The 11,868-nt window shown below is 47.5% G+C and carries 12 protein-coding genes; 8 read left to right on the forward strand and 4 right to left on the reverse strand.

The features are described 5' to 3' along the window. Window positions 1-3 precede the first annotated feature (3 nt). Entirely contained in the window at window positions 4-468 is a 465-nt protein-coding gene (locus ACU37H_RS08210; protein WP_472702011.1) for a pyridoxamine 5'-phosphate oxidase family protein, read from the forward strand. A gap of 140 nt (window positions 469-608) precedes the next feature. Then, window positions 609-1,373: a type I methionyl aminopeptidase gene (gene map, locus ACU37H_RS08215; protein ID WP_472702010.1), complete on the forward strand. Its 765-nt coding sequence runs from the start codon at window positions 609-611 to the stop codon at window positions 1,371-1,373. A 48-nt stretch (window positions 1,374-1,421) separates the two neighbouring features. Here the strand turns inward: map and gltX are convergent, their stop codons facing one another. Both gltX and ACU37H_RS08225 read right to left on the reverse strand, forming a co-directional pair. Then, on the reverse strand, window positions 1,422-2,948 hold the full coding sequence (gltX, locus tag ACU37H_RS08220) for a glutamate--tRNA ligase (protein WP_472702009.1): 1,527 nt from the start codon (window positions 2,946-2,948) through the stop codon (window positions 1,422-1,424). A 142-nt stretch (window positions 2,949-3,090) separates the two neighbouring features. Next, window positions 3,091-3,687, reverse strand: coding sequence for a 3-keto-disaccharide hydrolase (locus ACU37H_RS08225; RefSeq protein WP_472702008.1), 597 nt, complete (start codon window positions 3,685-3,687; stop codon window positions 3,091-3,093). A 197-nt stretch (window positions 3,688-3,884) separates the two neighbouring features. On the opposite strand from ACU37H_RS08225, the gene ACU37H_RS08230 reads away from it, so the two are divergent. The 4 genes from ACU37H_RS08230 (at window position 3,885) to ACU37H_RS08245 (ending at window position 7,162) form a co-directional block, all read left to right on the forward strand. Further along, a complete protein-coding gene (locus ACU37H_RS08230) occupies window positions 3,885-4,340 on the forward strand; it encodes a DUF1569 domain-containing protein (RefSeq protein WP_472702007.1) in 456 nt (151 codons plus the stop codon). 15 nt (window positions 4,341-4,355) lie between these two features. Continuing rightward, window positions 4,356-4,808 carry a YciI family protein gene (locus tag ACU37H_RS08235; RefSeq protein ID WP_472702006.1) on the forward strand — a complete coding sequence of 151 codons (453 nt, stop codon included), beginning with the start codon at window positions 4,356-4,358 and terminating at the stop codon, window positions 4,806-4,808. A 124-nt stretch (window positions 4,809-4,932) separates the two neighbouring features. Next, a complete protein-coding gene (locus tag ACU37H_RS08240; RefSeq protein WP_472702005.1) occupies window positions 4,933-5,472 on the forward strand; it encodes an SRPBCC family protein in 540 nt (179 codons plus the stop codon). A 97-nt stretch (window positions 5,473-5,569) separates the two neighbouring features. After that, entirely contained in the window at window positions 5,570-7,162 is a 1,593-nt protein-coding gene (locus tag ACU37H_RS08245) for a Na+/H+ antiporter (protein WP_472702004.1), read from the forward strand. 215 nt (window positions 7,163-7,377) lie between these two features. Here the strand turns inward: ACU37H_RS08245 and ACU37H_RS08250 are convergent, their stop codons facing one another. Then, a complete protein-coding gene (locus ACU37H_RS08250; protein WP_472702003.1) occupies window positions 7,378-9,552 on the reverse strand; it encodes a cation:proton antiporter domain-containing protein in 2,175 nt (724 codons plus the stop codon). Between the two features lie 22 nt (window positions 9,553-9,574). Next, on the reverse strand, window positions 9,575-10,132 hold the full coding sequence (locus ACU37H_RS08255; protein ID WP_472702002.1) for a hypothetical protein: 558 nt from the start codon (window positions 10,130-10,132) through the stop codon (window positions 9,575-9,577). 368 nt (window positions 10,133-10,500) lie between these two features. Here ACU37H_RS08255 and ACU37H_RS08260 point away from each other — a divergent pair, with 368 nt between their 5' ends. Both ACU37H_RS08260 and ACU37H_RS08265 read left to right on the forward strand, forming a co-directional pair. Continuing rightward, a complete protein-coding gene (locus ACU37H_RS08260; protein ID WP_472702001.1) occupies window positions 10,501-10,854 on the forward strand; it encodes a HesB/IscA family protein in 354 nt (117 codons plus the stop codon). A gap of 31 nt (window positions 10,855-10,885) precedes the next feature. Continuing rightward, window positions 10,886-11,866, forward strand: coding sequence for a TerC/Alx family metal homeostasis membrane protein (locus ACU37H_RS08265; RefSeq protein WP_472702000.1), 981 nt, complete (start codon window positions 10,886-10,888; stop codon window positions 11,864-11,866). The last annotated feature ends 2 nt before the right edge of the window (window positions 11,867-11,868 follow it).

Below are 11,868 nucleotides of genomic sequence, written 5' to 3' on the forward strand. Positions count from 1 at the left end.
TCCATGATCAACGACGAAGTAAAAAAATATATTGAGCAGAGCGTCTTGTGCTGGTTGGCCACCGTTAACCGGCATCACGAGCCAAACGTCTCGCCCAAAGAAATGTTCACCTGCCTGGACGATCATACGCTGCTTATCGCTAACATCGCCTCGCCTGGCAGTGTCAGCAACATCCGGGAGAATCCCCATGTGTGCGTCAGTTTTGTAGATGTCTTTGTTCAGAAAGGGTATAAGCTAAAAGGAAGGGCCACACTAATCGGTAAAGAGGAGATCAGTTTTCACACACTGGCAAAGCCACTAACACACCTGTTTTCCGACGCCTTCCCCATCCAGTCGATCATCAAAATAGCTGTTACTAAGGTAGACCTCATCCAGGCGCCCAGCTATTTGTTGTATCCCGAAACAACCGAGGAATTACAGGTAGAGCAGGCCATGAATACTTATAAGGTTCAGCCCGCCCGCCGGTAACGGCCTGTCCCCAAGCAGGCTCCTTTGCTGGCCGAGGTGATTGACCGCTACCGCTATCCGCATTTGTACTTACTTTTGCAAAATGCACTCAAGCGCGTAAGACACAGCCGTGCATCTTTTAACATCCAATATCGTAACATATGTCCATAACAAAAGAAGCTGAACTGACAGGAATGCAGAAAGCGAGTCAGGCCGTGGCCGAGACGCTGAGACAAATGATCGATCATGCCCGGCCCGGCATGAGCACCCGGGAACTGGACGAGTTCGGCGCAAAGGTCCTGGCAGACTATGGCGCCAAATCAGCACCTTATCTTACTTATGGATTTCCGGGGTGGACCTGCATCAGCGTTAACAATGAATTTTGCCACGGCATCCCTTCAGGCAAACGCCTGTTGCAGGAAGGCGATCTTGTTAATATTGATGTATCAGCAGAACTGGATGGATTTTGGGCAGATAATGGCGCCTCCTTTGTGCTGGGCAAGGATATTCATCAGCATCAGCAACTGGTAGACGCTTCTAAACATATTCTTCAAAAAGCGATCAGCCATATCCGCGGAGGTGTTAAAATAGCCGACATCGGCCACCTGATGGAATCTGAAGCGAAAAAGCGTGGGTACAAAGTGATCAAAAACCTGGGAGGACATGGCGTAGGCCGAAGCCTGCACGAGCAGCCGGTGGACCTGCTGAATTATAAAAACCGGTCAGACCAGAGAAGGTTTAAAAAAAACTCGGTGGTGGCCATTGAAACTTTTATTTCGACTGCATCTTCGTATGCGGTTGAGCTGAATGACGGGTGGACCATGGTGGGAAACAAAGGTGGATATATGGCGCAGCACGAACATACAATTGTCATCACTGACGGGCAGCCCATAGTGCTGACCGAAGCCAACGGTATTTTACTATAAACCTCAAACGGCTGAGGCCGGCTGAGGCTTCGACAACTAGCCTGATGGCTAAGAATGACTGAGCATTTTCAGTGTGTATTCAATGCGGCGGATCGTTTCGTCCTTACCAATAAGTTGTGCGATCTCAAATACACCCGGGCCGAACTTACCCCCGACCAACATGATGCGGAAAGGAAGCATCACTTCTCCCGGCTTTAGCTGGTTGGCAGCGGCGATCTCTTTAAAATTGTTTTCAAGGTCTGCTGCTTCCCAAAGGGATGCCAGCTCGTAGTTGCGGATGAGCTCCTGGAAGAAGAGTGTCTTTGTCTCGTTCCACTTGGGCTGAATCGGCGACAAATCAATAGCCTCCGGTGTTTTGAAGAAATAGCTGCTCTGCTCGTAGAAATCAGTAAGCAGCGCACATCGGTCCTTTACAAGGTCGATCACCTTGCGCAATGTAACTTCATCTTTCACATCCATATCCTGAAGCTGCTCTTTTACCAGTGGCAACAGGCTATCTGCGGGCAGCTTTTTGATCCACTCATGATTGAACCACCTGGCTTTTTCATAATCAAATTTGGCCCCGGCACTGTGAACCCGGTCCATAGAAAATTTTTGCACCAGTTCTTCCAGCGAAAAAATTTCCTGTTCGGTTCCGTCGTTCCATCCAAGGACGGCCAACAGGTTGATAAATGCTTCCCGAAGAAATCCTTTCTCTTTAAAACCTTCTGTCAGCTCTCCGGTTTTGGGATCGGTCCAGTTCATAGCAAATACCGGGAAACCGTACTTAGCACCGTCTCGCTTGCTGAGCTTTCCGCTGGGACCTAATATCAGCGGGAAATGTGCCCATTGGGGCATCTTGTCTTCGCCAAACAGATATTTCCAGAGCAGCACATGTACCGGTGCGCTGGGCAACCATTCTTCTCCGCGGAAAGCGTGAGAAATTTCCATCAGATGGTCATCTACCACGACCGCCAGGTGATACGTAGGCATCCCGTCGGCTTTGAGTAACACCTTATCGTCCACCAGCGATGTGTTGAAGCTCACATCTCCGCGGATCATGTCATTGAACCGCACGATCTCTTCCTCAGGCATTTTAATACGCACCACATAAGGCGTATCGCTGTGCATCAGCTCGTGAACCGTATCGCCGTCTAATGTCAGGGAGTTGCGCATTTGCATCCGCACTTTATGATCATATTGAGGCTGCGGATTCTCTTCCGTTTTAAAATCTTTGCGCATTTGTTCCAGCTCTTCAGGGGTGTCGAAGGCATAATAGGCATGTCCTTCGGCCACAAGTTGCTCCGCATAATTCTTATACAACTCTTTGCGCTCACTTTGGCGGTACGGGCCAAAGCTTCCACCATGTTGAACACTTTCATCCGGTTCCAGGCCCGCCCATTTCAAACAATCGAAAATATATTGCTCAGCCCCCGGCACAAACCGGGTCTGATCCGTGTCTTCTATTCTTAAAATAAAATCGCCTCCATGCTGTCTGGCAAACAGGTAATTGTATAAAACCGTTCTCACTCCGCCCAGGTGCAGTCCCCCGGTGGGAGAAGGGGCAAAACGTACTCTTACTTTCTTATCGCTCATAGCGCAAATGTACATTGGTATCAGGAGAAGTTGAAAAGTTTATCAGTGCTGCTTTTTAGCAAAAAAATAGCCCATCGACGATGATCGATGAGCTATAGTATTCTTCGGTATGCAGGCTACCGGTACTTCCGGTTTCCTGAGATTACAATTCTTTCAAAATAATATCTTTCCACTTTACTTTGATACCACCACCATCGTGGATCTGCAAAGCGATGAATCCGTTGCCTGCACCTATTTTACTGTCAGAAAAGTCCACCATTTGGTGACCATTCAACCAGGTAGTCACCCGGTCATCTACCACGCGGATCTTCATAGTGTTCCATTTACCGGCTTTCAGGTGCTTTTCATCTTCGGGTTTGGGCTTTATCAGCCATCCACGTCCGTACGACTCATAAATGCCGCCTGTGTGCTTCCCTGCCGGGGCCACTTCCACCTGCCAGCCGTTGATCTTAACCCCTTCAATAGAAGAACGGATAAAGACGCCGCTATTGCCATCTGCTTCCTGTTTGAATTTCAGATTGAGCTCGAAGTTTTTATATTTCTTGTCTGTTGATAAATAGCCGTATTGCTTATCAGGTCCGCTTTCACAAACCAGCTCTCCTTTCTCCACATACCATTTTTCAGTTCCATGCACCGTCCATCCGGTCAGATTTTTACCGTTGAAAAGCGCCACCATTTTCTGCGCATGAAGCACATTAGCGACTAGTAAGACAAAAGCAATAGCCAAGACTTTTTTCATGAATTTGTTTTTTATTGCCCGCCCGGATAAATTCCGGTCGGACGGGTTTTTAATGATCGGGAACTAAAATACGAACTTTTGTTGCACGCACCATATTCCGGTCGCCATTCCTCGCCAAGTCGTTTTGATGCCGGTTTAAAAAAGTCGTTTTCCTTCAGATCCCAATTTAACGTAAGTTTACAGTAAACCAGACATATATGACTGACCTCTTCTCTCAGGAAGGCGTGAACGCTTTCTTACAACGCATTCATCAGCTAACCCCTGACGCAAAGCCGCTGTGGGGTAAAATGAGCGTAGACCAGATGCTTGCGCATGTGAATGTTGCTTACGAAATGGTGTACGAGCCGGGCAAACATCGCAAGCCGAAGGGCCTGATGAAGTGGGTGCTGCGCAAATTCGTGAAGAAAAACGTGGTCAATGAAGTCCCTTATAAGCGGAATACCCGTACGGCACCCGCTTTTATTATTTCCGGCTCCAGGGACTTCGAAAGGGAGAAAAAACGATTAATTGATTTTGTGATAAAAACCCGGGAGTTGGGACCTGATCACTTCGAGGGCAAGCCGTCGCTTTCCTTTGGTCCGCTTACCACAACCGAATGGAACAATATGTTTGCGAAGCACCTGGATCATCACCTCACCCAATTTGGCGTATAATTTTTATCCTTTATTATGAGAAAGATTTTATGCTTCCTGCTATTCCAACTGCCGCTGGTGTTGATAGCACAGGACAATCCGGGCTACGATAAACATCTGGCTGACAGCCTTGGCGCTGATGCTTATGGCATGAAGCGGTATCAGTTTGTCATTCTGAAAACAGGCAAAACGACCATCGAGGATAAAGATTCTGTTCAGCAGATCTTTAAAGGACATATGGCTCAGATCAACCGGCTGGTAAAAGATGGCTACCTGATCGTGGCGGGCCCTTTCGGCAAAAACGATAAGCAATATCGCGGGCTGTTTATTTTCAACGCGACCGATCAGCAAACCGTGCGGCAACTGATCGCCGCCGATCCGGCCATCCGGTCGGGCCTGCTGGATTATGAAATATACGACTGGTACGGATCGGCGGCTTTGCCTCTATATTTACCTCACAGCAAGAAAATAACCAGGACCAATCATTAGATCGGAGGTTCCGGCCTGAGTTCCGGCGCCAGGTTTTCAGTTCCTAAAATTTGACCGGGGCTTTCGTTCGTGTATTGTGAAATACATGTTGTAACTTTAATTAGAACCGGCAAAAACCAAGACGATGCAGGCATTTAAAAAGACCCTCTTATCCCTTATAGTCCTGGCAGGCCTACTGCTGGTCATTGCTTATTTTATCGACGGGACCTTTACAGTTGAGCAATCCATAGATATCGAGGCACCGGTGGCTACTGTCTGGAAATATACCAACAGTCTGGGTCATATGAATCAATGGAACAGCTGGTTTGAAAAGGATCCGCGTATGAATACGACCGTATACGGCACGGAGGGCAAACCAGGTTCAAAGTTTTGCTGGGATAGTGATCATACCAAATTGCGGAAAGGATGCCTGACGCTCGCCGCCCTGACGCCACAACAATCGGCAGAACTTCACATCCGCTTTTACATGCCTTACGAGGCGGACGCCAGGCTCATGATCCGGCTGAAACCGCTGAACGGGCACACCAGGGTCACGCTCCGTTTCGTTGGAGCCCGCAAGTATCCGTTTACCATTATGAAAGTTTTCCGGCGGACTGAACAATCTATTGCTGAGAATTATGCCATCAGTCTCAGGAAGTTAAAAAGGCTCAGCGAGGCGCAATAAACAAAAGTCATTTTTTTCTGTTTTTAACAGCATCTGAAAAAGTATTTCTATGCAGTAATTTTGCTGCGTTGTACTTTATCCAATTCAACTTGTTTGTATGATCCAAACTTATGTACTGATCGCTATAGCTGTAGCTTTTAGCGTTATGATGCTCGTGCTTCTGGGGCAGAAGCTGAAGGTGGCCTACCCGATCTTCCTCGTGATCGCCGGCCTGATCATCAGCCTGATCCCGAAGATGCCCACTTTTCAGATCGATCCGGACATTGTTTTCCTGATCTTCCTGCCACCGATATTATTTGAGGCCGCGTGGTTTACGTCCTGGAAAGATTTCTGGAAGAACCGTAAGCAAATATCTTCCATGGCCTTTGGCCTGGTATTTATAACGTCGCTGGTCATTGCCTATGTGTCGTCTTCTCTTATTCCGGGAGTTACTCTGGCGATGGGTTTTTTACTGGGCGGTGTCAACTCTCCGCCTGATGCGGTGGCAGCAACCTCCGTGCTAAAACACCTGAAAATACCTCAGAAAACAACGACGATACTTGAAGGGGAAAGTCTGCTGAACGATGCTTCGAGTCTTATCGTTTTCAAGTTTGCGCTGGCAGCTGTAATGACCGGGCATTTTGTGTTCAAAGAGGCGGTAGGCGATTTCTTTGTGATGGCGGTAATGGGCATCGCAATCGGATTGGCGATTGGTTATCTTTTTTCGGCTTTGCTGCGTATTATCCCCTCTAATTCAAATATCGATACGATCATTACCCTGATCGTGCCTTACGTGATGTACATTACCGCAGAGCATTTCCATTTTTCCGGCGTACTCGCGGTGGTGGCGGGCGGACTGATGATGTCTTACCACTCTCATTGTTTCCTCAGCCACACGACGCGGTTGCAGGCGGGTTCTGTATGGAGCACGTTGATATTTGCTATCAATGCCTTTGTATTTATCCTGATCGGGCTGGAGCTACCCGTTGTGGTCTCACACATGAAAGGTTATTCTATTGCCGACGGTATTAAGTATGCTGTGATCATCGGCGGGGTGATGATCGGCATCCGGCTGGTCTACAGCTATGCGCTGGCTTACCTGCCGGGTTTCTGTTTCAAAAAGATCCGGTTGACCCGTCCGAAACCTAACTGGAAAGAGCCTTTTGTGATCAGTTTTGCAGCAATGCGCGGCGTGGTGTCGCTGGCAGCGGCTTTATCCATTCCGCTTGATATGCCGCACCGGAATATTATTTTATTTGTCACCTTCGTGATTATCCTGATCACGCTCGTCGGCCAGGGGTTGCTCCTGCCTTCCGTGTTAAAATGGTTGAAGATCGAAGATACCGAGCAGCGCGTGCCTCATGAAAAACAGGAAGCGATCATTCAGCAACAACTGAAACAGGTGGCGTTAGAAAAGATCAACAGCGATTACAGTAATGAATTGACTGAGAACAGCCTGATCCGTCATCAAAAAACAAAGCTGGAAAGCGAGCTGGAATTGTTGACCGATAAATTCAGTTGTATCGACCATTCAGAACATTTTCAACTGGCAGCGGCCCGCAACAGGGAAGTAGTACGCGATATCCTCCGGCTGCAACGCCAGGAGCTGCACCGGATCCGCAAGCAGAAAAAATATGATGATGTGGTGCTTCGTAACCTGGAAATGCAGCTTGATTTTGATGAGACCAAGATCACCGGGTTTCAACACTAACCGATATTGAGAGGGCTGCCATTGAGTAGAATTGGATCAGTCCGAATGAACGCCTGTGTCATGCAAAAAGCGCCACCCCGGAAAAGGTGGACGCTCAGAAATTTCTTACGAAAAGAAGATCTGCCTTAAGTACTACTTCGCGTCTACCCCGAAGGTCGGCGCGCCAGTGAACAGATAAACGAAACGGAATAGAAGTATTCAGCGCTTCGTTCGCCCTACTTCTTCCAAAACTTCTTCCGGATTCGTTTGCCGGCCTCATTGATGGCTCCAAACTGCTCGCTTATCGTTTCGATCAGTTTAGCATCGGCTTGTTGAATATCCGTCATGTTAATGCTGGTATCCAATTGCTCAGGATAAAGAATGATATAGCTATGTTTGGTGAAATAGTTCGACAAATAATAAGGTAGCTTATTCAGCTGCTCGATATACGAGTTATAGCCTTTCCTGGATGAAACGATAATGAACAGATCGTTAGTAACCAATTCTCTTGAGAAGATCAGAAAGTCATCCCAGGTTTCAAACCGGTTGTAAGTGATCTGTAGCGTGTCGCTAAAACGTTGGGACACGATTTCCACCGCAGAAAGCGTTTGTTCAGTACCATGAAAGCTCATCTTCATTCCCGATTCCTTCGCTACTTCCGCCAGCTTATGTACCCAATGGGTAAAGCCGGGCTCTGTTTCTGCGTTGGGCGGCACCGCGACCAGCATACGTTTCAAGGTATTGAATGGCTGGGCCGGTTTATAGATATAGATCGTTTCGTAGATCTTACGAACTACATTTTCAGTAATGTCGCCAAAAAAGACTTTTTCATCGGCGCCTTTGTGCAACCCGATCACGATATCAGTGATATCCTGCTCTTTAATGGTATATACGATCCCATTGCTGATGCTTGAATCGTGCCTTACCAGCGGTGTGATCTTATTCTCGGCCGCTTCGGCATGAGCAACCGCCTTGTCGAGGATCTTTTTGCTTTTGACAGCTGCGTTTTTAGATTCGCTGTCTTCATCAATAATATGCAATGCGTATAAGGGGATCACGCTCTTCTTAGGCTTTAGCATCACACCCAGATCGACCAAGTCCTCGGCAATGTCCAAATGCGCCAGCGATACCAGGATCTTCTCCGGATGTTCTGTCTCGTGCTGCCCGGGGTCTTCATCCTCCTGCATGATCGCAAGTGTTTTCGAAGCTTTCTCCGTGATAAAGGACGCCAGACCACAACTCACCAGGATGAGCAATACTGTTGCGTTCAGCACGTCTTCAGTAAGCAGCCTTATTGGCTCGCCGTCAGTGGTTTCGCCGATGATGATATTGTAGCCCACCGTCGCGATAGCCAATGTCGCGGCCGCATGAGAACCGCTCAGCCCGTGCAGCAATCGCCCTTCCCAATAATTCAGACGGAAGATCTTTTGCGTGATCCAGGCCGCAGTAAATTTTGAAAACAGCGCTGTTCCAATAATAAGCCCGGCTACTTTGGCGGTTTCCCAGCCCTTGAACAACACACCCATGTTCACAAGCATCCCCGCACCGATAAGGAAGAAAGGGATGAAGATCGCGTTGCCGACAAAATTGATCCGGTTGAGCAGGGCGGATGAATGCGGGATGAACCTGTTGAGCACAAGGCCGGAGAAGAACGCCCCGATGATCGCTTCGATGCCGGCGAGTTCAGCCAGAAAGGAGGCGAGAAATACCATCCCCAGCACAAAAATGTATTGAGACACACTATCATCGAAGCGTTTGAAAAACCATCGTACGATAATTGGGAATACGAAAAATACGATACCTACAAAAATGATAGACGACACACCGAGCTGGATCCAGAATGCGGGCGTTACCTGGCCCTTGGTCATTCCCGTTAAAGCCGCCAGCAGCAACAGCGCAATAGTATCGGTGATCATAGTGCCACCGATGGCCATCGCCACCGACCGGTTGCCGGTAATGCCATATTTACTGGCAATGGGATACGCCACCAAGGTATGGGTTGATATCATCGCTCCAATGAGCAGCGAAGGGATCAGGTTAAACCCGAGTATGTAGTAAGAGGCCAGTCCTCCCAGTGTGAAGGGCAACAAAAACGTGATCAGTCCAAAAACAAGTATTTTCTTTTTGTTCTTTTTAAATTCAGCCAGGTCGATCTCCAGGCCCGCGAGGAACATGATGTAAAGCAGTCCTACGGTACCGAACAGCACAATACTGGTATCGCGTTTCAACAGGTTCAATCCATAAGGACCCACGATCACGCCGGCAATGATCAGCCCGATGATATGGGGCACTTTGATCTTGCTAAAAATGATCGGTGCAAAAAGAATGATGAAAAGCACCAGCGCAAAAATGATCACAGGGTTAGTAAGCGGCAGTGTCAGATCAACAGATGATGATAGTAAAGCTATCATAGATAAATTTTAATCGCTAAAGTTATAGTCTTCCAGCAGTTATTGAATAAGTAGTTTTGCAGTCCGGCAACCTGATTTCGCGTATACCGTCCATTTTTCCTTCGTTGAGGATTCGAAGTGTAACTTCCATGGTAGTGGAGCTGTGAGAGTTTTGATCCACCAGCTGGAGGCCGCTCCGGGTGTAGGTACCGTTATAGATCCTGGAAAGGCTTTTACCCGCGTAAGCTTTTACAACGATCGCGTTGTTCTCGGTGCTGAATACCCATTGTTCATTTTTGATATCGCCGATAGCAGATCCTTCGCAGGAAGTTTCCACACACTGCATTTGCACCTGCCATTTACCTTCCACCGACGGACCATGGATCACGACAGAGTCTATTTCCCTTTTGGTGCTATCCAAACGGCGTTCCCGCTCTCCCAAAGCCATTTCCCTTTGGGTCAGCTGCTGTTCCCACAGCAACAGTTCCTGTTGTTTTTCATTAAGCGCTGCCTCCTTTTCTTTTCTTAACTTATCCCGCTGGTTCACACCGCAGGAACAGCACAAAAACAAAAAAATCAAAAGGGCATGTATTATTTTCATTTCGTATATATTTTATTCTCAGTAAGGATATGCGATGACCGGTATCGTTACTAGCAACGACATAGACCTAGCGACTTGCATAGGTTATACGAAGGAGGGACATCGGGGTAAATATAAGTAATCTGGGGAAGTATTGCAACACCTATTTGCCGTCCAGCCTCTTCTGGATGACTCGTTTACTGCGTAATACATTGAGATAAATATACAGCACGGTATATGAACTCATTTAATAATATGGTACCTTTGCGTTTTGGATGCCAGGCGGCTACAGCGTAGAGTGCGGTAAGATCAACCGAAAGGGAGGAGCGACAACAACTTATAGCGCTCCCAGGTGTTTAATCAGATGTAGCCAACATAAAAATGAATAAATGAACAACACATTTTCTGCAGATAGTATTAAGATAAGCGATACAGCTAAGGAAAGGATCCAACAGATCCTGTCTGAAAAAGCGGAACAGGGCGCTAACAGCTTCGTGCGTGTGAGCGTAGTGAGTGGTGGCTGTTCCGGTTTGAGCTATAAGCTGGATTTTGACAGCGAAGAAAAGCCCAGAGACCAGGTATTTGAAGATAATGGCATTAAAATAGTGACCGATATGAAGAGTCTTCTTTATTTGCTCGGCACGACGCTTGACTTTTCCGAAGGATTGAGCGGGAAAGGATTTTTCTTTAACAATCCCAATGCCGCCCGTACCTGTGCCTGCGGTGAAAGTTTTGCAGTCTAGCGTTCGCATATTTATCATTATATAATTATTCATGACACCCGATCAAATTTCCTACCTCGTATTCGGTATTGTAATCGTCATTGCCCTTGTGTTTGACATGGGACTTTTCAGTAAAAAAAATACTGCTATTACCATCAAGACAGCGCTGTGGCAATCCATATTCTGGGTGGCGCTGGGACTGGGCTATTTTGTGTTTCTCCTGTTTGAAGAGAATCAGACTGTAGCGCTGGAATACCTGAGCGCCTACCTGATGGAAAAGAGCCTGAGCATTGATAATATCTTTGTATTCATCCTGATATTCAACGCCTTCAGGGTTAAGGAAATTTATTACGGCCGGTCCATCCTTTTCGGTGTGTTGATGGCCATTGTGTTCCGCGTGATTTTTATCACGCTGGGTGTTGAGCTGGTAGACCGATTCGAATGGGTGTTATACATCTTCGGAGCCTTCCTGGTCTATACGGGTATCAAGATGTTTACCGCAAGCGACGATGATGAGTTTGATCCCAAGGCACATCCCGTCTACAGATGGATGAAAAAAGTCCTGCCACTGGTTCCTCACGACGGCGGAGGTCGTTATATTATTAAGGAAGACGGCAAACGACGCTACACTATCTTATTCGTGGTAGTGATCATGCTATCGGTGATCGACCTGGTGTTTGCTGTAGACTCCATACCCGCAGTGATGGGTATCTCCAAAAATAAAATGGTGATCTACACTTCCAACATTTTTGCGGTATTGGGGCTGCGTTCGCTCTTCTTCCTGTTGCGCGGCGCCGTCAATAAATTCGATTACCTGCAACAAGGGGTGGCGATCGTACTGGTCTTTATCGGAGTAAAAATGCTGGCCGAGCACTGGGTGTCCCAATGGATCGGGAAAACAGAGCAGGTGCTCCTGTCACTCGGCGTGATCATCTTGTGTATTGTGGGAAGCATCATCTATTCCAAATACCATGATAAGCCTAAGCCACTGAACAACACGAACACAACTCCCGACGGAAGACCGGAATTATAAAC

It is taken from the genome of Niabella sp. ZPM-14 (assembly GCF_055693045.2).